The sequence below is a fragment of the Streptomyces sp. MB09-02B genome, from assembly GCF_033794485.1.
Classification (GTDB): Bacteria; Actinomycetota; Actinomycetes; order Streptomycetales; family Streptomycetaceae; genus Streptomyces.
Genome location: NZ_JARGEE010000069.1, coordinates 1 through 20907 on the forward strand (window position 1 = coordinate 1; position 20907 = coordinate 20907).

Genomic DNA, 20907 nt, shown 5'->3' on the forward strand with positions numbered 1-20907 from the left:
TCTCAGGTATATAAGACCCTGGCGGTGGGACGTGGGGCGGGGAGCCTCGGAATTGATCGCCGCAAGCCGCAAGCCGCAAGCCGCAAGCCGCAAGCCGCAAGCCGCAAGCCGCAAGCCGGGCAAGGTGCAAGGGGCGACTCGGCCGAAGGCGTGACGACGCCTCCCTACGCCTCCCTACGCCTCCTCGACCACAGCGGGCACCATCGGCAGGGATGGCTTGGATGGCATCCCCTGGGCATGGAACATCAGCTTTCCGCAGTCCGGGCACAGCCTGGCCAGGACCGAAGGGTGGGGCCTGGCGGGATGGGGATGCCGACTGTGCGCACATGCCCAGCCCAGGCCGTGGTACGCGGCCCGCAGTGCACGGGCCAGCCAGGGCAACAGGGCCAGGAGCACCATCAGAGCGAGACTGCCCTTCGCGGCCCATGCCCAGACGTCGTGAAGCGCGCCGCCCTGCCTCAGCGCCCCGATGACCGGATGGTTCTCGGACACCAGCCACACGCACGTCACGATGACGGCGACAAGGGCCGAGTGGCGGACGATCGCCCGCCAGCGTCGCGGCGTACTGAGGCCGCGTGCCGTCCTGGACAGCTCGGTCATCGGCATGGCCAGAACCGAGAAGATGTAGAAAATCGTCGACAGCCCTGGAATTCCGAAGATCACCTGTCAGTGTCCTTTCTCGTAGACGACGAGCCGTCGACGCACGATGAGTTCATTCCATGCGGCCGTGAGCAGATGCCATCCGTTCACCAGGCGCAATACGAAGAACGACGGGAAACTGGTGAGTGCTTTTCCGATTTCTCCGCGTCTTCGGGCGGCGAGCAGCACGGGGATGAGAATCACCGGCGCATCGGCCACATAGCCGATCAGGAACAGCGGACTGAAGACGGCCGCGAGAACCGGAAGGGCCACCAGGAAGAACAGTGTGCCGACGATCCCGTCCATGAGTGAGGCCATGACGGTCCAGTAGAGATAAGGGATCTTGAGGATCCCCTTCCAGTGCAGCTGCACGTTCTGCAGAAACGCGTGGGACCATCGCTTGAGTTGCTTGTTCATGAACTCGTAGGTGTGTGGCTCCACGGGATAGCAGAGGGCCTGCGGAAGGAATCGGACCCGCCAGCCGAGTTGGTACAGCGTCCACGTCAGGTCCATGTCCTCCGCCATGGTCCGGTTCGACCATCCGCCGGCGGCGCGGAGCGCGTCACTGCGGTAGATCGACAGGCACCCGGAGGAGATCATCGGCCGCCGGTAGAAGTCCTGGACCTCCTTGAAGAAGGAGAACGCGAAGAGGTACTCGATGTACCGGCCGCGTTCCCACATCGACCGCACATGCCGCGGCACGACGAAACCGCAGGCCGCGGCCACGTGGGGCTCGTCGAACGCTTCGGCGAGCTTTTCGATGGCGTCCGGTGCCAGGGTGGTGTCCGCGTCGAGAATCATCGTCAGCGGAGTATCGACATGCCCGTTCAGGGCGAAATTCTGTGCCCCCGCCTTGGTCCCGGAGTTGGTTTCGGGCCGGATTACCGTGACGCCGTGGGAACGGGCCACATCACCGGTGCCGTCGTTCGAGCAGTCGTCGACGACGATGATTTCGGCGGGCTGCAGGGTCTGCGTCTGCAGCGACTTGATGGTGGCGCCGACGTGGTCCGCCTCGTTGTATGCCGGAACGATGACAGTCACATTCAGGCGGCCGTCCGGTCGCGTGTACGGGCGGGCGGGGGAGACGGCAGTCGCGGGCGAGAGGTGGCTCTTCACGCCGTCACGCTAGAGCAGATCCATGCTGAAAAGCAGCTTTACTTAGCCCAGATTATGGAGGCCCCTCATTCGGCGCACATGTGTTGAGGCCACCCATGGGCTGTGCCAGGGAATCTCGCGCACACGCACCACGACCTGCCGTGGTTCACCCTCTGTTCTGCAGGCCCGTGTGCACGGCGTCGACGAGTGTCCCCTGTTCATCGTCCCCGCTGAGCGTCCACATCATGATGCCGCCGAAGCCCTGCTCCCTGACGAAGGCGGCTTTGGCCTGCACGGCCGTGGCGTCGTCGTACGTCCAGAAATCCCCTGTCCGCGCGTCGTACTTCCAGGCGGCCTGGGCGGCCGGGTCGCGGAACACCTTGCCCGGCTGCCGGGCGATGAACCGGTAGTCATGCGTGGGCACGGCGGAAGCGGCCGACTGGTACAGCCCGTCGTTCTCCGCCGGAACGCCCTTCCAGCCGTAACCGTAGAAGGGGACGCCCAGGACGACTTTCCGTGCGGGCACGCCCATCTTCACGTAGGCCCGGACGGCCTCCGCGGCGCTGAGCTGCCGGCTCTCGGCCGTCTCGCCCGTGCTGAGGTGAAGGTTGGCACTGTGGTCGGTCGGCCCGTCGGCGGACCACGGACCGGCGAAGTCGTACGTCATGATGTTGAGGAAGTCGGCATACTCGGCGACCTCGGCGGCCTCGATCTTCTCCCGCTTCCGCACGCTCGGCGGGAGGGCCGCCGTGAGGATGTATGCGCGCTTCTTCTCCCGCCCCACCTCGTCGAGCTGTCGGCGGAACTCCGCCATGAGGAGGGTGAAGTTGCGGGTGTCCTCCTGGCGGTACACGTGCCCGTGGGCGTTCTGGACGGCCGGGTACTCCCAGTCGATGTCGATGCCGTCGAAGATCCCGAAGGCGGAGCCAGGGCCCCCCTCGGTCTTCTCCTCACCGGGCAGCTCCGGCAGGTTGCCCTTGATGAACAGCTCCACGCACGAGGAGACGAGCTTTCTGCGGGAGTCGGGCGTCAGGGCGCTGTCCGAGAAGTGTGAGGACATCAGCGACATGACGACCCTGAGATGGGGATGGCGCTGCTTGAGCTCGCGCAACTGGTTGAAGTTGCCTTTGAGGTTCTGCTCCGGACGGTCCGCGACCCCGTCCACGGACTCAGCGGCGGACGCCGGCCGCTGGTAATCGGCCCAGGCATCGCTCAGAGGGGTGTTGTTGGCCTCGATGCACTCGCCGTCTTTGGTCACCTGTGCGAATGCGTAGTTGACGACGGTGAGCTTGGAGGCGGCACGGTCGATGTCCTTGACGTGGAAACCGTCCCAGACGCCCCAGCCGGGGAAGTAGCCGACGCGCTCCCCGACGAGCTGCCCCCGAGTACGGGGGACGTCCGGGGGCGCGGCGGCGATCATCGTGCTCGCCGCGGCGATGATCAGCACGGTGCTGAACGGTCCGAGACGCATGCGTCGTGGCGCTGCGGCCATGAAGCCCCCAGATGTGGTCCGGTAACCGGGTCGATCTTCATGATGCCGTTGCGGCAGTCGTTGCACTTGTACCGACGCTCGCCAGGCGCGGCGGTGTTCGGGCTGAAGCAGGAAGAGGGCGACCGGGGCGATCCGCGCGAGGGCGGCGGGGGTCGAGGCTGACCTGGCGCCGGATCCTGACCCGTCAGTACCTGCCCGAGCACCGACCGTGCCGAACTTCTTCAGCCAGTCCTCGGCGGCCCGACCGCTGCAAGGCCCTCAGTCCAACTGCCTGTACCGGCCCCGGAAGTAGGTCAGAGGGCCGCCGTCCGCTCCCGGCACCGCCGCGGTCAGGACGCGGGCGATGACCAGGGTGTGATCGCCGGCCGTGACGCGTTGTTCCGTGTGGCACTCCAGGGTGGCCAGGGCGGCGTCGATCAGGGGCGCGCCCGTGGCCTCGCCCCGGGTGTGGGGGACGGAGTCGAACAGGAGCCGGTCGCTCACGCGGTTCCGCATGGCGAAGCGGGCCGCGACGGTGCGCTGGTGGTCGGAGAGGAAGGAGACCGCCCACCGGGGCTGCTCGGCGAGGAGGTCGTCCATGCGGGAGCCCTCGCGCAGGCTCACCATGACGAGGGGCGGGTCGAGGGACACGGACATGAAGGAGGTGGCCGTCATCCCGACGTCCTCGCCGCGCGGTCCGTCCGGATCCAGCGCCGCCTCGTGCGCGGTCACCAGGACCACGCCCGCCGCGAGTCGGGACATCGCGGCACGGAACTCGTCTTCACTCACCCCCTCAGCATGCCCGGCGGGGAGGGAGCCGGGGGCGGTCGGGGTGCGCCCGGCCACGGGCGCGTTCGCGGGAGGAACTGTCTTCGGCACGCCGGCACGCTAGCCCGCCGCGACGGTCTCCCACATCGGGCCGGGGCCCGACCCCGCCCCGGACCTGCGCCCTAGGGCGGCCGCCCGAGGCCACCGGTCAAGCTCGCTCACAGTGCCTACACAGAGTTCTGAATCCTGTTCAGGAAGCGCACGAGGGAAACGCATAAACTCCACTCAATTGCTCATGTTCCGCTGTGACTTGAGTCACAGGAGCCATATTTTGTTGACCCTGTGTACCGAGTGGGCTTCGCGCTGTGATTCAGTGGCGGGGAAGCTGGAACCTGTAAGCGGGAACTGTAAGCGGTTGTAAGCCCGCGAGTTAAGCACGTCGAGCAGGTTGCGCAGGTTACCTGAGCCTGGAGCTGCCACGAGATCTCGGGGGGAGGGCGAATGGAGACCGAGTCGGAGCCCTACGTCCGTCTGACGACCCTGCGGCAGCTGCACCAGGTGATGGCGGACATGAACACCGCGCGCAGCCTGGCCGACACGCTGCAGACCGTCGCCGACGGTGTGGTCAACGGCCTGGGCTACGAACTGGCCTGCGTCAACCTCGTCCGCCCCGACGGCGACCTGGTCGTCGCCGCCCTCTCCGGCAACAGCGCCGCCGAGGCCCTGATCACCGGCCGCGTCGGCTCCCGCGCCTCCTGGGACCGCCGCCTGAACATGGGCGAGGCCTGGGGCGACCTGCGGTTCATACCGCACACCGAGGGCTGGGTGCTCGACGAGGACGACGTCCCCCAGTGGTACACCGACGGTCCCGCGCCCCGCTTCGAGGACGAGTGGCACCCCTCCGACCGGCTCTTCGCGCCGATGTACACCCCGGGCGCCGGTGGCGCCTCCTGCGGCGAGCTGCTCGGTGTCCTGTCCGTGGACCGGCCCCGAAACGGTCGCCGACCGGGCGCGTGGGGACGCGAAGCGCTCCAGATGTACGCCTTCCAGGCCGCCATCGCGATCAGCAACGCTCGGCTGCGCGCCAACATGCAGCGTGCACTGGTCAGGCTCGAAAGGGAGCAGCAGGCGCTGCGCGCCAGCGAGGAATCCTTCCGGCAGGCGTTCGAGTACGCCCCGAGCGGTATGGCCATCGCGGAGATGGGCGGCGACCAGCACGGCCGGATCCTGCGGACCAACGACGCCCTGTGCCGACTGCTCGGGCGGCCCGCCTCCGCCATGCGGCGGTACGCGTTCTCCGACCTCGTCCACCCCGAGGACATAGGCACCCTCCTGCGGACCTCCGCCGAGGGCGGGCGGGCCGAACTGCGGCTCGGGCGCCGCGACGGGACGTACGTGTGGGTGTCGCTGCGCAACAGCGTGGTCGCGGACGCCGCCGACGGGCCCCGCTTCCTGCTCACCCACGTCGAGGACATCGAGGAGCGCAAGCGGCGTGAGCTCCAGCTCGCGCACCGCGCCTCGCACGACGCCCTCACGGGCCTGCCGAACTCCGCCGAGCTGCGCTCGCGCCTGTCCGCCCGTATCTGTCAGCGCCCCCAGTCCCTGCCGGCGGGCGCGGCGGCCGACTCGATGAACGCCGCCTTCGGGCAGTTCGGGGAGCAGGGCGAGGGGGGCGAGTTCGGGGAGTACGGCGCCGGGCACGCGGCGCGGCTGCCGCACCCGTCGTTCGACGCGTACGAGGCCGCCGGGCACAGCGGGCACGCCTTCGACTTCCACGCGGCCGGCGGGCCCTACGACGCCTTCGACCACCATGTGCACACCGTCGCGCCCGAGGACGAGCGGGACGACGGGACCAAGGGGCTCGCGGTGCTCTTCTGCGACCTCGACGGGTTCAAGTCGATCAACGACCGCTTCGGGCACAACGCGGGCGACGCCGTCCTCATCGAGGTGGCCCGGCGCCTCAGCCGGGGTGTGCGCGACGGCGACACCGTGGCCCGCCTCGGCGGTGACGAGTTCGTCGTCCTCGCCGACGGACTCGGCCGCGCGGACGCCCAGGACCTCGCCGTACGCCTGCGCAACGAGATCATCCAGCCGATTCGCGTCGACGGTCGCGCGATGCGTGTCGGGGCCAGTTTCGGCATCGGATGGGCCCACTGCGGAATGACGGCGGACGAGGTGTTGAAATCAGCTGACGAGCGGATGTACGTCGAGAAACGATCTCGTCCCAGACAGCACAGGCGGGCCGGATAGCGCCCTGTGTGACAGCGGAGACACCGGGGCGGAAGCCCAGGTCAGCGGCCTGAGGCGGCTGAAAAGCGCCTGGTCGGCGGGGTGCCGGTCTGGCGATGAGGTCCGAGTCACCCGTTTGGGCCACTGCGAGCGGGTAGGCTCGCTCTCCTACACCCCTACGCACCAACCCGCCACCCGTACCGCATGTACCGCACCGCTGAGGAGACCTAGGGATGACGCCCGGCAACAACGGCGCGAGCACGCCCGAGGACGACGACCCGTTCGGCTACCTCTACGCCGACGGGCAGGCCCGAGGAGCCCAGCCGCCCAGCGCGAGCTACGGCTACCCGAACGCGGTCAACCGGGCGCGACCGGTCGGCGAGCGGCAGTACGGGCAGCAGACCCAGCAGGCGCCGCAGGCCGCGACCGCCCAGTACGGGCAGGTCCCGCAGCAGGGTTACGGTCAGCCGCAGGGCGCCCCCGGCCAGCCGAACGCGCACTACCAGGCCCCCGAGAGCTTCTCCGGCGGCGCCCAGACGACGCGTCAGCAGGGCTACGGCAACGGCAACGGCGGGGGTGGCGGCCGGGGCCGTGGCCCCAACACCAAGGGGCTCCTCATCGGCGCGATCGCCGTGGTGGCCGCCGTGGTGATCGGCATCAGCGCCAGCATGCTCCTCGGCGACGACTCCGACAACGCCTCGGGCAACGACACCGGTGCCTCCACCGGCCCCACCGTCGAGCAGAACACCGACCCCAGCCCGAAACCCAGTAAGTCCAAGGACGCGAAGACCGCCGAACTCCCCAAGGCCGAGGCCAAGACCCTCCTCCTCGGCGGCAACGCGGCCATCGCCTCCGACGTCCCCGGCGCGAAGTCGGAGGGCGGGTTCTATGTGGGGAACTTCAACTCGGTGGGTTCGTCCATCACCTGGAAGATGGAGGACGTCCCGGCGGGCGGCAAGTACACGCTCTACGTCCTCTACGGAGTCCCGGGCAAGAAGGCCGACGCCACCCTCACGGTCAACGGCACGGCCCAGACCCGCCCGCTCAACCTGGACAACTTCGCCAAAAGCCCCGAGGGCGACTACGCGAAGGGCTGGCAGAACACCTACGCGTCCATCCAGCTCAACAAGGGCAGCAACGAGGTCAAGATCTCCTGCGAGGACGGCAACTCCTGCGACGTCAACTTCGACCAGCTGTACCTGGAAAAGGGCTGGAAGAGCTGAGGCCCGCTCGCTAGAGCTGAGGCCTCACGCCGCCGTCACGTCCCCCGTCACCGTCACCTGGTCCACCAGTTCCTCGTACGTCTGACGGTCGAACTCGCCCGCCACCGGGGTTAATACGGTCGCCGCCGACAGGGCTACCGCGCGGGACAGGCGGTCGGGCCAGGGGAGGCGGTCGACCAGGCCCGACAGAAGGCCGGCCACCGCCGAGTCGCCCGCGCCGGTCGGGTTGCCGCGCAGGCGGCGTGGCGGGGTGGCGCGCCACTGGCCCTCGGGGGTGTGAGCGAGGAGACCGTCCGGGCCGAGGGAGGCGACGACCGCCTGCGCGCCGCGGCGGCGGGCGTCCCGGGTCGCGCGGGACGGCTCGTGGGAGCCGGTGAGTTCGGCCAGTTCGTCGGTGTTCGGCTTCACCAGGTCGGGACGGGCCGCCACTCCGCGGCGCAACGGCTCGCCGCTGGTGTCCAGCAGGACCGGCACCGACAGCGTGCGGGCGGTACGGACCAGGCCCGCGTACGCCCCCACCGGAACGCCCGGCGGCAGGCTGCCGCACAGGGCAACCACCGAGGCGGAGCGCAGCAGATCGACGTACGCCTCCTGGAAGGCGGACCACTCGACGGGTGTGATGAGCGGCCCCGGTTCGTTGAGCTGAGTCGTGTCACCGCTCGCGTCGGCCACGGCGATCGTCCGGCGCGTCGCACCCTCCACCGGCACCAGCGCGTCCACCACGCCCGGGGTGTGCGTGAGCCGGTCCTGTACGGCCCGGCCGGTCGCGCCGCCGACGAAACCGGTGACCGTCACCTCGTGGCCGAGCGCGGCCAGCACCCGGGCCACGTTCAGACCCTTGCCGCCGGGCCGTTCGATGACATCGGTCACCCGGTGCGTGGCGTGGGGCCTGAGGTCCCGTACGCGATAGGTGAGGTCGAGAGCGGTGTTCAGTGTGACCGTGAGGATCACCTGGGCCTACCCCCTTGGTGCTCGTGAGTGCGCTGCCGAGTAAAGAGTGCGCTCGCCCGGACGCGGTTGCGGAGGCTCGATCATGCCAAAAGAGCGGAGGTCGGCCCAGCCCCCGGGACAACCGCCGCACTCTTCGCACTCCGCCAACAACCGGACCGATCAGCTCAGTTGGGGATCGACCACCCACTCGCCCTTGCGCAGCACGCCCTTGAGGTCGAAGTTCGCGTCGAGGAGGACGAGGTCGGCGTCCTTGCCGGGGTCCAGAGAGCCGACGCGGTCGTAGAGGCCGAGGAGTTTCGCCGGGTTGGAGCAGAGGGCGGCGACGGCGTCCTCGACGGGGAGGCGGTCGAGGGTGACGGCGCGTTTGAAGGCGCGGTCCTGGGTGAGGGTCGAGCCCGCGATCGAGCCGCCCTCCACCAGGCGGGCCACCCCGTCCACGACCTCGACCGCCAGCGGGCCCAGCGTGTAGCGGCCGTCGCCGAAGCCGGCGGCGTCCATCGCGTCGGTGATGAACGCGACCCGGTCGGCGCCCGCGTGACGGAACGCCAGCTGGAGGGCGGCGGGGTGCAGATGGGTGCCGTCGTTGATCAGCTCGACGGTGATCCGCTCGTCCTCCAGGAGCGCGGCGATCGGGCCGGGGTCGCGGTGGCCGAGCGGTGGCATCGCGTTGAAGAGATGGGTGGCCACGGTCGCGCCCGCGTCGATGGCCTGAACCGTCTGCTCGTACGTCGCGTCCGTGTGGCCGATCGCCGCGATGACGCCGTGTTCGGCGAGGAGCCGTACGGAGTCGAGGCCGCCGGGGAGTTCGGTGGCGAGGGTGACCATCGCGGCCCGGCCGCGCGCCGCGTCGATCAGCTTGCGGACCTCCGCCGGGTCGGGGTCGCGGAGCAGCTCCTCCGAGTGGGCGCCCTTGCGGCAGGGGGAGATGAAGGGGCCCTCGAAGTGGATGCCGGCGATGTCGCCCTGTTCGGCGAGTTCGGAGAGGAGTCCGGCGCGGTGGGCGAGGCCGTCCATGTCGTCGGTGACCGTGGAGGCGACGAGGGTGGTGGTGCCGTGGAGGCGGTGGGTGTGGATGCCGCGCAGGACGTCGTCGACGGTGCCGGAGGTGAAGGAGGCTCCGCCGCCGCCGTGGTTGTGCAGGTCGATGAAGCCGGGGAGCAGCCAGTGGTTGTGGACCGGGATGGTGTGGGCGTTCTCCGGGGGGTTGTCGGAGATTTTGGTGCCGTGGATGGTGAGACGGGCGTTCTTCACGGTGCCGGTGGGGAGGACGAGGTTGGCGCCTTCCAGGACGTACGGATGCGCTGGGTTCGGCGACTGCGGGTGCGTGGGGGCTGGTCGCGCAGTTCCCCGCGCCCCTTTCAGGGCGCTGCTGTCGGACCCGGTGTCGGAAAAGGCGGGGGCCATCAGGGGGTTACCTCCGGGAGGTCCGTGGGGTCCTTGGGGGTCGTGGGGGCGATCAGGTCCCAGGCCATCAGGCCGGCGCCCAGGCTGCCCGCGGTGTCGCCCAGGGCCGCGGGGACGATGGTGGGGACCTTCTGGAAGGTCACCCGGCGTTCCACGGCGGTGCGGAGCGGGTCGAACAGGGTGTCACCGGCCTCCGCCAGGCCGCCGCCGACGATGAGGGTGCGGGGGTCGAGGAGGGTGAGGGCGGTGACCAGGCCGTCGGCGAGGGCGTCGACGGCGTGCTGCCACACGGCACTCGCGCGCGGGTCGCCCGACTCCACCGCCTTGGCGCAGTCCGCCGCGTCGGCCTCGGGTTCCCCGGAGGCCTCCGCCCAGGCCTGGCTGACGGCCGCCGCCGAGGCGTACCGCTCCAGACAGCCGTACTGCCCGCAGGGGCACGGGATGCCCCCGGGCCGTACGACGATGTGGCCGATCTCGCCCGCGAAGCCGTGGGCGCCCGCCTCCACCCGGCCGTCGACGCCGATCGCTCCGGCGATCCCGGTGCCGAGCGCCACGAAGAGATAGCGGTCGGCGCCCCGGCCCGCGCCCACCCGCCCCTCCGCGAGCCCTCCGGTGCGTACGTCGTGGCCGAGGGCGACCGGGACGCCGCCGAGGCGTTCGGCGAGGAGTGCGCGCAGCGGGACGTCGCGCCAGCCGAGGTTGGCGGCGTAGACGGCGGTGCCCCGCGCGGAGTCGACGATGCCGGGCACGGCGACCCCGGCGGCGACCGCGGGTTCATCGAAGTGCCGCTCGCCGTACGCGCGCAACTCGGCGGCGAAGTCGAGGATCGACGCGACGACGGCCTCCGGCCCGCGCTCGCGACCGGTCGCCCGGCGCGCCTGGTGCAACAGGACGGGGGCCCCGGGGGGTGTTCCCCCGGAGGGCGCGCTGTCGGCCCCGACCAGTGCGGCCTTCATCCCGGTGCCGCCCACATCCAGGGCGATGACATGTCTCACGGAGGACAGTGTGGCCCTTCGACCCGCGAGAGGTCTAGTCCACTTACATGGTCTAGACCTCATGAGAGCGGGTGGTGTAGACCTTATGGAGAGTTCGAGAAGTGGAGGGATCAACGGCCTGGAGTGCGGAACCGGTGATCCAGGCTGGTCCACGCGGGGCAAGTGCGATGGGTTGGGGCAGTACGAGTGCGACAGCGGCAGTGGCGGACGAAGACCGGCGTCAGGAACAGCGGGATGGCGGCACTGACCGCGCTGGGACTGATGGCGACGCTTGCGGGCTGCGGTGCCTCGGCGGCCGACGGCCCCGGCGTCACCCTGAAGCTGGTCGCCGCCGACTACGGCGACTCCAAGGCCAACAGCTCCCGGAAGTACTGGGACGCGGTGGTGAAGGCGTACGAGAAGAAGACCCCGGGCGTCACGGTCGACGTCACCGTCTACTCCTGGAACGACGTCGACCGCAAGGTCAGGGAGATGGTCGCCGCCGGTGAGGCGCCCGACATGGCGCAGGCGGGCACCTACGCGGACTACGCCGCCGCCGACCGGCTCTACGAGGTGGACGACCTGCTCTCCATCCCCGTCCAGGCCGGATTCCTCCCCCAGCTCGCCGACTCGGGCAAGGTACGGCGCGTCGCCTACGGGATGCCGTTCGCCGCGTCCACCCGCGTCCTCTTCTACAACAAGCAGCTCTTCGCCGAGGCGGGCCTCGACGGCGCCCCGCGCAGCTGGAGCGAGCTGGCGGCCGACGCCGCGGCCCTCGACGGGGCCGGGGTCGCGACCCCGTACGCGCTGCCGCTCGGGCCCGAGGAGGCCCAGGCCGAGACCATGCAGTGGCTGCTCAGCGGCGGCGCCGGCTATGTCGACGCCGTCGGCACCTACCGTCTCGACTCCGACGAGAACGTGCGGACCTTCACCTGGCTGAAGGACAAGCTGGTCGACCAGGGGCTCACCGGGCCCACCGCGCCGGCGGAGCTCAACCGGGCCGACGCGTTCGCGGCGTTCGCGCGGGGGGAGGTGGGGATGCTCAACGGGCACCCCAGCCTGATGCGGATGGCCGCGGACGAGGGGGTCGACTACGGGACGGCCGCCATGCCGGGGTACGACGGGGGGCGGCACGCGACCATGGGGGTCACCGACTGGATGATGGCCTTCAAGAAGAACGGGCACGGGGAGGAGATCGGGGACTTCCTCGACTTCGTCTACAGCGACGAGAACGTGCTCGACTTCTCACGGGAGTACGACCTGCTGCCGGTGACCGCGTCCGCGTCCGAGGAGATGGCGGCGGACAAGGACGAGGCGGACCTCGGGCCGTTCCTCGACGCGTTGCCGGACGCGGTGTTGCCGCCGGTGGGCAAGACGTCCTGGGCGGACGTCAGCGCGGCGGTCAAGGAGCAGATCGGGCGGGCGGTGCGGCCGGGGGCGAAGCCGGGGGCTGTGCTGGAGCAGCTGCAGCAGACGGCGACTGTGGCGGATGGGGAGGGATCGGGCGCGTACTAGCTCGGGGGTGCGGGTTCGTCGGCGGGTGCGGGCCCGGTGGGGCTTCTCGCGCGGTTCCCCGCGCCCCTGACAAGCAGGGGCTGCGCCCCGTGCTTGTCAGGCCCGCAGGAGCGTGGTCCACCCCCGAGCTACTGGGCGCCCTGTCACACCCTTCCGTTACCGTCGTCGCATGGACGCGCTCGAACCCCGTGAACAGGCCATCCTCGCCGTGGAGCGGCAGGGGTGGGAGGGGCCGGGGGCCAAGGAGCGGGCCATAAGGGAGCGGCTCGGGATCGCACCCGTGCGGTACTACCAGCTGCTCAACGCCCTGCTCGACGACCCCCGCGCCCTCGCCCACGACCCGGTCACCGTCAACCGGCTGCGAAGGGTCAGAGAGGCCCGCCGCGAGGAGAGATGACGGATAGGGTCGACGGCATGGGCAGCCACAAGGACGCAGAGAACACGGATCCAGCGCACTCCGGGGCCACCTTGCCGACACCCGTGACCCCCGCCGGGCGGGACGCACTGGCAGCGATCCTCGACCGACCCGGCCGTACGGTGATCGCCCTCGACTTCGACGGCACCCTCGCCCCCATCGTCCCCGACCCCGAACAGGCCCGCGCCCACCCCGACGCCGTGGCCGCGCTGGCCGCACTCGCCCCCAAGGTCTCCTCCGTCGCCGTGGTGACCGGCCGCCCGGCCGGTGTCGCCGTCCGCCACGGCGGGTTCGCCGGCGTCCCCGGCCTGGAACACCTCGTCGTCCTCGGCCACTACGGCGCCGAACGCTGGGACGCCGTCACCGGCACCGTCAGCGCCCCCGCCCCGCACCCCGGTGTCGCCGCGGTCCGCGCGGAGCTGCCCGGCCTGTTGGACAGCGTCGGCGCGTGGCAGGGCACCTGGATCGAGGAGAAGGGCCGCGCGGTCGCCGTCCACACGCGCCGTGCCACCGACCCGCAGGCCGCCTTCGATGCCCTGCGCGCCCCGCTGGCCGACCTCGCCGGCCGCCACGGCCTCATCGTCGAACCCGGCCGCCTGGTCCTCGAACTCCGTCCCCCGGGCATGGACAAGGGCGTCGCCCTCCACGACCACCTCAAGGAGACCGCCGCCGAGTCCGTGCTCTACGCCGGCGACGACCTCGGCGACCTCCCCGCCTTCGCCGCCGTCGAGAAACTCCGCACCGAGGGCACACCGGGCCTGCTGGTGTGCAGCGGCAGCACGGAGGTCACGGAACTGTCGGAGAGGGCGGACCTGGTGGTCGACGGCCCGGCAGGGGTCGTACGCCTCCTGGCGGCCATTGCCGAGCAGCTGTAGGGGAGGGGGAGCAGTCGGCAGCCCCTGCCCTACGGGGGCTCAGGCGCCCTCCAACGCCCCCAACTGATCCAGGAACCACCGCGTCGGCGGCAACGCCGTCGCCGCCCCGGCGAGCCGCTTCGTCCGTTCCGCCCGCTCGGCCGCCGGCAGGGACAACGCCTCGTGCAGGGCGGCCGCCGTACCCACCACGTCGTACGGGTTCACCACGAACGAGTCGTCGCCCAGTTCCTCGTACGCCCCGGCCTCCCGCGACAGCACGAGCGCGCACCCCTCGTCGGAGACGACCGGCACCTCCTTGGCGACGAGGTTCATGCCGTCGCGGATGGGGTTCACCAAGGCCACGTCGGCGAGCCGGTACGCCGCGAGGGAGCGGGCGAAGTCGTCCTTCAGGTGGAGGACGACCGGGGTCCAGTCCGGCGTCCCGTACCGCTCGTTGATGTCGTCCGCGACCCGCTGGACCTCGGTCATGTAGTCCCGGTACACCGCGAGGTCCTGCCGCGACGGGTAGGCGAGGGCGATGTGCACGACGCGCTCGCGCCAGGTGGGCCGGTCGTCGAGGAGCTGCCGGAAGGCGTGCAGGCCGCGCACGATGTTCTTGGAGAGCTCCGTGCGGTCGACGCGGACGATCGCGCGGCGCGGCGTGCCGTCGGGCGCCGTACCGATCTGCTCCCGCAGCGAAACCATGCGGTCGTCGACGTCCGCCTCGTGGGCGCGGGCCCGCAGGAAGTCCGCGTCGGCGCCCAGACCGTGCACACCGATCCGGGTGCCGGACGCGGCCTCGGGACCGAGGACCGCGCGGGCGCACTCGGTGAACGCGTCCGCCCACCGCCGGGTGAGGAACGCGGCCCGGTCGGCGCCGAGGATGCCGTCGAGCACCTGCGCGGCGATGTCGTCGGGCAGCAGCCGGAAGTACTCGACGGGTGCCCACGGGGTGTGGGAGAAGTGCCCGATCCGCAGGTCGGGGCGGAGTTCGCGGAGCATCCGGGGGACCAGGGTCAGGTGGTAGTCCTGGACGAGCACGGACGCGCCGTCCGCCGCCTCCTGGGCGAGCGCCTCGGCGAAGGCGCGGTTGTACGTCTCGTACGACGCCCACTGGCGCCGGAACTCCGCGTCGAAGGACGGCTCCAGCGGGGTCTGGTAGAGCATGTGGTGCACGAACCACAGGGTGGAGTTGGCGACGCCGTTGTACGCGTCGTGGTGCACGTCGGCGGGGATGTCGATCATGCGGACGCCGGGCTCGCCGACCCCGCGGCGTACGGCCTCGCGGTCGCCGTCGCCGAGGGCGGAGCACACCCAGACGGCGCCCGCCTCCGGGTCGATCGCGGAGAGCCCCGAGACGAGGCCGCCGCCGCCGCGCTTCGTTGTGAGGGCGCCGGATTCGTCCTCGGTGTACGAGACGGGGCCGCGGTTGGAGGCGACGAGGATCCGCGCGCTGTGCGTCGATGCCATACGGCACAACCTAGCCAAGGGCTCCGCCGGTCAAACGTGGGGTGCGGCCGTGTACCGGGCGCCTGATGGGGTGGGGGGTGCGGATGCGTCGGCGGCTGCGGGTGGTTCGTGGTTGCTCGCGCGGTTCCCCGCGCCCCTGGAAGGGGCGCGGGGAACCGCGCGAGAAGCCCCACGGGCCGGCACCCGCCCGAACAACCGCACCCCCCACCCCCTCACGCGGCCTTTCGCTCCACGTACTCCTCGATCTGCACCATCGGCGGCCGTTCCTCCAGGTCCACCGAGTACGTGCGCGGCTCAAACCCCTCCCGCCCCCGCTCGAACTGCGTCAACACCGGCCGGATCAGGTGCCCCCGGGCCAACCGCAGCTGAGCCGTCCGGTAGATCGCCGCCGACATGCGGCCCAGCGCCGCCCCGTCCTGGTGGCGGTGTTTGCGGACGCCCACGTCGACCTGGGCCAGCGCGTCGAGGCCGACCAGGTGCAGCGCGTCGACCAGCATGCCCAGCTCCACGCCGTAGCCCACCGGGAACGGCAGCCGCTCAAGCAGCGAGCGCCGCGCCGCGTACTCGCCGCCGAGCGGCTGGACGAAGCCGGCCAGCTGCGGCCAGTGCATGTTGAGCAGCGGCCGGGCCATGAGTTCCGTCACTCGGCCGCCCTGCCCGGCGGCCGAGCCCAGGGGGCGGTCGTACATCGCCTTGACGAGGTCGACACCGGGGTCGGTGAGCAGCGGGCCGACGATCCCGGAGACGAAGTCCGACGAGAACTCCCTGAGGTCCGCGTCGACGAAGCAGACGATGTCGCCGGACGTCACCATCAGCGACCGCCACAGCACCTCGCCCTTGCCGGGCGCGGCCGGGATGCGGGGCAGGATCGCGTCGCGGTGGACGACCGTCGCCCCGGCCGCCGACGCGACCTGCGACGTCCGGTCGGTGGAGCCGGAGTCGACGACCACGATCTCGTCCACGAGCGGCACCTGCCGCATGAGGTCGTGGCGGATGATCGCGACGATGTCGCCGACCGTCTCCTCCTCGTTCAGCGCGGGCAGGACGACGCTGACCGTCTGTCCCGTGGCCCGTTTCGCGGCCATGATCCGGTGGAGCGGCCGGTCGGCCATGGACCATGAGCGGGTGTTCAGCCAGCGCTCGACTTCCTTCAGCACAGTGCGCGGCTCCTCTGCGTTCATCTCGCGGTTCGGACGGCTTTCTCAACTGTCCTGGCCTTCGGTTACAGTCTTGGACAACGCTGGTGACCATCGCATGTCGCTGTTCGTCGGCGTATACAACCAAATACCGCTCATCCAGAGGGGCAGAGGGATACGGCCCGATGAAGCCCCGGCAACCCTCCAGCCGGTCTCGTAGTGATCACTGTCGATCGCATCGCGAGGCTCCCGGCTAGGGAAGGTGCCAAATCCGTCTCACGGCGAAGTGCGTCGTGAGGAAGATGAGGAGAAAGGGCCTCGCCTCCATGGCTGCGCAGACTGTTGCAAGCACCACTGACTCTCTCGGCTCCACCTCCACAGTAGACCTCGGCCCCGCCGCCGCACTGAGCTGTCGTGAGTGCGGCCACCGCGTTCCGCTCGGGCCGGTCTTCGCCTGTGAGGAGTGTTTCGGTCCCCTGGAGATCGCGTACGACTACTCCGCCTACGACACGGACGAGCTGCGCAAGCGGATCGAGTCCGGTCCCGCGAACATCTGGCGGTACGCGCCCCTGCTGCCCGTCCCGGCGGACGTGGCCACCAAGCCGAACATCAACCCCGGCTGGACCCAGCTCGTCAAGGCCGACAACCTGGCCGCCGCGCTCGGTGTCGACGCCGGCAAGCTCTTCGTCAAGGACGACTCCGGCAACCCGACGCACTCCTTCAAGGACCGGGTCGTCGCCCAGGCCCTGGAGGCGGCCCGCGCCTTCGGCTTCACCACCCTCTCCTGCTCCTCCACGGGCAACCTGGCCGGCGCCGTCGGCGCCGCCGCCGCCCGCGCCGGCTTCCGGTCCTGTGTGTTCATCCCGCACGACCTGGAGCAGGGCAAGGTCGTCATGGCCGCGGTCTACGGCGGCGAGCTCGTCGGTATCGAGGGCAACTACGACGACGTGAACCGCTTCTGCTCCGAGCTGATCGGCGACCCGGCCGGCGAGGGCTGGGGCTTCGTGAACGTCAACCTGCGGCCGTACTACGCCGAGGGCTCCAAGACGCTCGCGTACGAGATCTGCGAGCAGCTCGGCTGGCAGCTGCCGGACCAGTTGGTCGTGCCGATCGCCTCCGGGTCGCAGCTCACGAAGATCGACAAGGGGCTGCAGGAGCTGATCAAGCTCGGGCTCGTCGAGGACAAGCCGTACAAGATCTTCGGTGCCCAGGCCGAGGGGTGCTCGCCGGTGTCGGTGGCCTTCAAGGCCGGGCACGACGTGGTGCGCCCGCAGAAGCCGAACACCATCGCCAAGTCGCTCGCGATCGGCAACCCGGCGGACGGGCCGTACGTGCTGGACATCGCGCGGCGGACCGGTGGGGCCGTGGAGGACGTGACGGACGAGCAGGTCGTCGAGGCGATCAAGCTGCTGGCGCGGACGGAGGGCATCTTCGCGGAGACCGCCGGCGGGGTGACCGTCGGCGTCACGAAGAAGCTGATCGAGGACGGCCTCCTCGACCCGACGCTCACCACGGTCGTGCTCAACACGGGCGACGGTCTGAAGACGCTGGACGCGGTGGCCGGGACGGGGCTCACCGCGACCATTCGGCCCAGCCTTGATTCGTTCCGTGAGGCCGGGCTTGTGTAAGGCCTGGTAGTCGTTCGTCCGCGGGTCTGTGGGGGCTGGTCGCGCCCACGCGGCGGCAGCCGCATATCGAGCACAGCCCCGCGCCCCTAGCTCTGCTGCATGCATCCGGAGGTCACAAGTCATGAGCGTCAACGTCCGCATCCCCACCATCCTTCGCACCTACACCGGGGGCCAGGCCGAGGTGAGTGCCGAGGGGGCGACCCTCGGGGAGGTCATCGCCGATCTCGAGAAGAACCACAACGGGATCGCCGCCCGGGTGCTGGACGACCAGGGCAAGCTGCGGCGGTTCGTGAACGTGTACGTGAACGACGACGACGTCCGGTTCGAGCAGGGTCTGGAGACGGCCACGCCGGACGGTGCGGGTGTGTCGATCATTCCCGCGGTCGCCGGTGGCTGACCGCCTCCGTACCGGTCGGTAGTAACCGTCGGTAACTTTGATTACCGAGAGTTCATCGAATTGCCCCCTCCGTGAGAGAAGCGGAGGGGGCAATTCTCTATGGTTGAGCACTGTAGAGTTGGGGAACCCGGCCCGATCGCCGTAGTGATTCCTTGCCGGGCGCATATCTGATCGCGCCGCACGCCCTATATGAAGTAGCCAAAGTGTGCAGGCCTTTTGCGTATTTCGTTCCTTTTGTGGGGCCCGACTTGCCCTGAATTCGGGTGAATTGTTCGTACATTCCCGACCGGTCGTGTCCAGAATTCTCGTCCGATTGACCTGTTGCAGAGGGCAGTTGGACAGATACATTCGGCCGCGGTCGACGCGTTCCGGCGCACACCCCCAACCGTTGGGGGGTGAGGTCTGACCCGGATCCGCGAAGTGTGGATCTGTGCAAGGGCCAGTAATAGGGGAGTTAGGCATGGCTCAGGGCACCGTCAAGTGGTTCAACGCGGAGAAGGGGTACGGCTTCATCGCGGTCGACGGTGGTGCGGATGTATTCGTCCACTACAGCGCGATCCAGATGGACGGTTACCGCACCCTGGAAGAGGGCCAGCGGGTCGAGTTCGAGATCTCGCAGGGTCAGAAGGGACCGCAGGCGGACATGGTCCGACTCGCGGTCGGCTGAAGTAACGCGCCGGGTTTCACGCAGCGACGTTCTTCGTTCTTCATGGGAGGGCTCGCACCCCGTTTCGGGGTGCGAGCCCTCTCGTGTGCCCGGCCCGGCACGGCCGTGCCCGGCGGCGGGCGGCCGCTGTGCCGGTTGCGGGCCCGCCGACGGGGCGCGCGAGGGCGCGTTCACCTGCGGATCATCAAGAGCCGCTTGCACTCGACCATGCCGAGTGCTAATCATTGGCGTTAGCACTCTGAAGGTGAGAGTGACAACGAGGACCGGGTCGGTGAGGCCCGCAGGCCGGGTGGGGCAAGGAACCACGAGGCAGGCGAGCCGTCCGTCGCGGGCGCGGGCGCGGTCCGAAGGAATCACCCCCAGTCCTGGAGGGACCACTTCACATGGCCAAGATCATCGCGTTCGACGAGGAGGCGCGGCGCGGCCTCGAGCGCGGCATGAACCAGCTCGCGGACGCCGTCAAGGTGACGCTCGGCCCCAAGGGCCGGAACGTCGTCCTCGAGAAGAAGTGGGGCGCCCCCACGATCACCAACGATGGTGTCTCCATCGCCAAGGAGATCGAGCTCGAGGACCCGTACGAGAAGATCGGCGCCGAGCTGGTCAAGGAAGTCGCCAAGAAGACGGACGACGTCGCCGGTGACGGTACGACCACCGCGACCGTTCTCGCTCAGGCCCTGGTCAAGGAAGGCCTGCGCAACGTAGCCGCCGGCGCCAACCCGATGGCCCTGAAGCGCGGTATCGAGAAGGCCGTCGAGGCCGTCTCCGGTGCGCTGCTCGACCAGGCCAAGGAGGTCGAGACCAAGGAGCAGATCGCCTCCACGGCCTCCATCTCCGCCGCCGACACCCAGATCGGCGAGCTCATCGCCGAGGCCATGGACAAGGTCGGCAAGGAAGGCGTCATCACCGTCGAGGAGTCGCAGACCTTCGGTCTGGAGCTCGAGCTCACCGAGGGCATGCGCTTCGACAAGGGCTACATCTCGGCGTACTTCGCGACCGACATGGAGCGCATGGAGGCGGTCCTGGAGGACCCCTACATCCTCATCGCCAACTCCAAGGTCACCAACGTCAAGGACCTGCTCCCGCTCCTCGAGAAGGTCATGCAGGGCGGCAAGCCGCTGCTGATCATCGCCGAGGACGTCGAGGGCGAGGCCCTGTCGACCCTGGTCGTCAACAAGATCCGTGGCACCTTCAAGTCCGTCGCCGTCAAGGCCCCGGGCTTCGGTGACCGCCGCAAGGCCATGCTCGGCGACATCGCCATCCTCACGGGCGGCGAGGTCATCTCCGAGGAGGTCGGCCTCAAGCTGGAGAACGCGACCCTGGACCTCCTGGGCCGCGCCCGCAAGGTCGTCATCACCAAGGACGAGACCACCATCGTCGACGGTGCCGGTGACACCGACCAGGTCCAGGGCCGGGTCAACCAGATCCGCGCTGAGATCGAGAACAGCGACTCGGACTACGACCGCGAGAAGCTCCAGGAGCGCCTGGCGAAGCTCGCGGGCGGCGTGGCCGTCATCAAGGCCGGTGCCGCGACCGAGGTCGAGCTCAAGGAGCGCAAGCACCGCATCGAGGACGCCGTTCGCAACGCGAAGGCGGCCGTCGAGGAGGGCATCGTCGCCGGTGGTGGCGTGGCCCTGCTGCAGGCCTCCACGGTCTTCGAGAAGCTGGACCTGGAGGGTGACGAGGCGACCGGCGCCAACGCCGTGAAGCTCGCCCTGGAGGCCCCGCTCAAGCAGATCGCCGTCAACGGTGGCCTTGAGGGTGGCGTCATCGTCGAGAAGGTGCGCAACCTTCCCGTCGGCCACGGCCTGAACGCCGCGACCGGTGAGTACGTCGACATGATCGCCTCCGGCATCATCGACCCGGCGAAGGTGACGCGCTCCGCTCTGCAGAACGCCGCCTCCATCGCCGCGCTCTTCCTCACCACCGAGGCCGTCATCGCCGACAAGCCGGAGAAGGCCGCCGCGCCCGCCGGCGGCGGCATGCCGGGCGGTGACATGGACTTCTGATCGACCCCGGTCGATCACCGTCCTGCGGTACCGAGGGCGGCACTCCCTGGAAACGGGGGGTGCCG

The 20907-nt window shown here is 69.9% G+C and carries 18 protein-coding genes and 1 riboswitch; of the genes, 9 read left to right on the forward strand and 9 right to left on the reverse strand.

Annotated features, from left to right (window positions below; translation table 11 throughout):
• Nucleotides 1-174: 174 nt before the first annotated feature.
• The 4 genes from P1P70_RS12905 to P1P70_RS12920 form a co-directional block, all read right to left on the reverse strand.
• Nucleotides 175-663 carry a hypothetical protein gene (locus P1P70_RS12905; protein WP_319236958.1) on the reverse strand — a complete coding sequence of 163 codons (489 nt, stop codon included), beginning with the start codon at nucleotides 661-663 and terminating at the stop codon, nucleotides 175-177.
• A 3-nt stretch (nucleotides 664-666) separates the two neighbouring features.
• A complete protein-coding gene (locus P1P70_RS12910; RefSeq protein ID WP_319236959.1) occupies nucleotides 667-1755 on the reverse strand; it encodes a glycosyltransferase family 2 protein in 1089 nt (362 codons plus the stop codon).
• 145 nt (nucleotides 1756-1900) lie between these two features.
• On the reverse strand, nucleotides 1901-3205 hold the full coding sequence (locus tag P1P70_RS12915; protein ID WP_319236960.1) for a glycoside hydrolase family 18 protein: 1305 nt from the start codon (nucleotides 3203-3205) through the stop codon (nucleotides 1901-1903).
• A gap of 279 nt (nucleotides 3206-3484) precedes the next feature.
• On the reverse strand, nucleotides 3485-3994 hold the full coding sequence (locus tag P1P70_RS12920) for a flavin reductase family protein (RefSeq protein ID WP_319236961.1): 510 nt from the start codon (nucleotides 3992-3994) through the stop codon (nucleotides 3485-3487).
• A 480-nt stretch (nucleotides 3995-4474) separates the two neighbouring features.
• Here P1P70_RS12920 and cdgB point away from each other — a divergent pair, with 480 nt between their 5' ends.
• Both cdgB and P1P70_RS12930 read left to right on the forward strand, forming a co-directional pair.
• The gene (gene cdgB, locus P1P70_RS12925) at nucleotides 4475-6223 is read left to right on the forward strand and encodes a diguanylate cyclase CdgB (protein ID WP_319236962.1); all 1749 of its coding nucleotides are present in this window, start codon (nucleotides 4475-4477) and stop codon (nucleotides 6221-6223) included.
• A 212-nt stretch (nucleotides 6224-6435) separates the two neighbouring features.
• Nucleotides 6436-7425, forward strand: coding sequence for a CBM35 domain-containing protein (locus tag P1P70_RS12930; protein ID WP_319236963.1), 990 nt, complete (start codon nucleotides 6436-6438; stop codon nucleotides 7423-7425).
• A 24-nt stretch (nucleotides 7426-7449) separates the two neighbouring features.
• Here P1P70_RS12930 and P1P70_RS12935 read toward each other — a convergent pair whose 3' ends face one another.
• The 3 genes from P1P70_RS12935 to P1P70_RS12945 form a co-directional block, all read right to left on the reverse strand.
• A complete protein-coding gene (locus P1P70_RS12935) occupies nucleotides 7450-8376 on the reverse strand; it encodes a 1-phosphofructokinase family hexose kinase (RefSeq protein ID WP_319236964.1) in 927 nt (308 codons plus the stop codon).
• 159 nt (nucleotides 8377-8535) lie between these two features.
• Nucleotides 8536-9780: an N-acetylglucosamine-6-phosphate deacetylase gene (gene nagA / locus P1P70_RS12940; protein ID WP_319236965.1), complete on the reverse strand. Its 1245-nt coding sequence runs from the start codon at nucleotides 9778-9780 to the stop codon at nucleotides 8536-8538.
• Complete coding sequence (locus P1P70_RS12945; RefSeq protein WP_319236966.1) at nucleotides 9780-10775, reverse strand: ROK family protein; 996 nt, start codon at nucleotides 10773-10775, stop codon at nucleotides 9780-9782. Before P1P70_RS12945 ends, nagA begins: the two co-directional genes overlap by 1 nt.
• 234 nt (nucleotides 10776-11009) lie before the next feature.
• Here P1P70_RS12945 and P1P70_RS12950 point away from each other — a divergent pair, with 234 nt between their 5' ends.
• The 3 genes from P1P70_RS12950 (at nucleotide 11010) to otsB (ending at nucleotide 13559) form a co-directional block, all read left to right on the forward strand.
• Entirely contained in the window at nucleotides 11010-12269 is a 1260-nt protein-coding gene (locus P1P70_RS12950) for an ABC transporter substrate-binding protein (RefSeq protein WP_319236967.1), read from the forward strand.
• A 169-nt stretch (nucleotides 12270-12438) separates the two neighbouring features.
• Complete coding sequence (locus P1P70_RS12955; protein ID WP_060886971.1) at nucleotides 12439-12666, forward strand: DUF3263 domain-containing protein; 228 nt, start codon at nucleotides 12439-12441, stop codon at nucleotides 12664-12666.
• 17 nt (nucleotides 12667-12683) lie between these two features.
• Entirely contained in the window at nucleotides 12684-13559 is an 876-nt protein-coding gene (gene otsB, locus P1P70_RS12960; protein ID WP_319236980.1) for a trehalose-phosphatase, read from the forward strand.
• A 39-nt stretch (nucleotides 13560-13598) separates the two neighbouring features.
• On the opposite strand, the gene P1P70_RS12965 is transcribed toward otsB, so the two are convergent.
• Entirely contained in the window at nucleotides 13599-15008 is a 1410-nt protein-coding gene (locus P1P70_RS12965) for a trehalose-6-phosphate synthase (protein WP_319236968.1), read from the reverse strand.
• A 212-nt stretch (nucleotides 15009-15220) separates the two neighbouring features.
• Nucleotides 15221-16165: a glucosyl-3-phosphoglycerate synthase gene (locus P1P70_RS12970; protein WP_319236969.1), complete on the reverse strand. Its 945-nt coding sequence runs from the start codon at nucleotides 16163-16165 to the stop codon at nucleotides 15221-15223.
• A gap of 131 nt (nucleotides 16166-16296) precedes the next feature.
• Nucleotides 16297-16453: riboswitch (SAM riboswitch) on the forward strand.
• Nucleotides 16454-16470: 17 nt separating this feature from the next.
• Between P1P70_RS12970 and thrC the strand changes: the two genes are divergently transcribed.
• The 4 genes from thrC (at nucleotide 16471) to groL (ending at nucleotide 20842) form a co-directional block, all read left to right on the forward strand.
• The gene (gene thrC / locus P1P70_RS12975; protein WP_319236970.1) at nucleotides 16471-17772 is read left to right on the forward strand and encodes a threonine synthase; all 1302 of its coding nucleotides are present in this window, start codon (nucleotides 16471-16473) and stop codon (nucleotides 17770-17772) included.
• A 121-nt stretch (nucleotides 17773-17893) separates the two neighbouring features.
• Entirely contained in the window at nucleotides 17894-18169 is a 276-nt protein-coding gene (locus P1P70_RS12980) for a ubiquitin-like small modifier protein 1 (protein WP_033525955.1), read from the forward strand.
• A gap of 460 nt (nucleotides 18170-18629) precedes the next feature.
• A complete protein-coding gene (locus P1P70_RS12985; protein ID WP_046709519.1) occupies nucleotides 18630-18836 on the forward strand; it encodes a cold-shock protein in 207 nt (68 codons plus the stop codon).
• Between the two features lie 383 nt (nucleotides 18837-19219).
• The gene (gene groL / locus P1P70_RS12990) at nucleotides 19220-20842 is read left to right on the forward strand and encodes a chaperonin GroEL (RefSeq protein WP_319236971.1); all 1623 of its coding nucleotides are present in this window, start codon (nucleotides 19220-19222) and stop codon (nucleotides 20840-20842) included.
• Nucleotides 20843-20907 lie beyond the last annotated feature (65 nt).

Excerpts from the sequence above, each read along its gene's own strand:
- P1P70_RS12915 (WP_319236960.1), bottom strand. The coding sequence starts at position 3,205 with ATGCGTCTCGGACCGTTCAGCACCGTGCTGATCATCGCCGCGGCGAGC.
- cdgB (WP_319236962.1), top strand. The coding sequence starts at position 4,475 with ATGGAGACCGAGTCGGAGCCCTACGTCCGTCTGACGACCCTGCGGCAG.
- P1P70_RS12930 (WP_319236963.1), top strand. The coding sequence starts at position 6,436 with ATGACGCCCGGCAACAACGGCGCGAGCACGCCCGAGGACGACGACCCG.
- nagA (WP_319236965.1), bottom strand. The coding sequence starts at position 9,780 with ATGGCCCCCGCCTTTTCCGACACCGGGTCCGACAGCAGCGCCCTGAAA.
- P1P70_RS12950 (WP_319236967.1), top strand. The coding sequence starts at position 11,010 with ATGGCGGCACTGACCGCGCTGGGACTGATGGCGACGCTTGCGGGCTGC.
- P1P70_RS12955 (WP_060886971.1), top strand. The coding sequence starts at position 12,439 with ATGGACGCGCTCGAACCCCGTGAACAGGCCATCCTCGCCGTGGAGCGG.
- otsB (WP_319236980.1), top strand. The coding sequence starts at position 12,684 with ATGGGCAGCCACAAGGACGCAGAGAACACGGATCCAGCGCACTCCGGG.
- P1P70_RS12965 (WP_319236968.1), bottom strand. The coding sequence starts at position 15,008 with ATGGCATCGACGCACAGCGCGCGGATCCTCGTCGCCTCCAACCGCGGC.
- thrC (WP_319236970.1), top strand. The coding sequence starts at position 16,471 with ATGGCTGCGCAGACTGTTGCAAGCACCACTGACTCTCTCGGCTCCACC.
- P1P70_RS12980 (WP_033525955.1), top strand. The coding sequence starts at position 17,894 with ATGAGCGTCAACGTCCGCATCCCCACCATCCTTCGCACCTACACCGGG.
- P1P70_RS12985 (WP_046709519.1), top strand. The coding sequence starts at position 18,630 with ATGGCTCAGGGCACCGTCAAGTGGTTCAACGCGGAGAAGGGGTACGGC.
- groL (WP_319236971.1), top strand. The coding sequence starts at position 19,220 with ATGGCCAAGATCATCGCGTTCGACGAGGAGGCGCGGCGCGGCCTCGAG.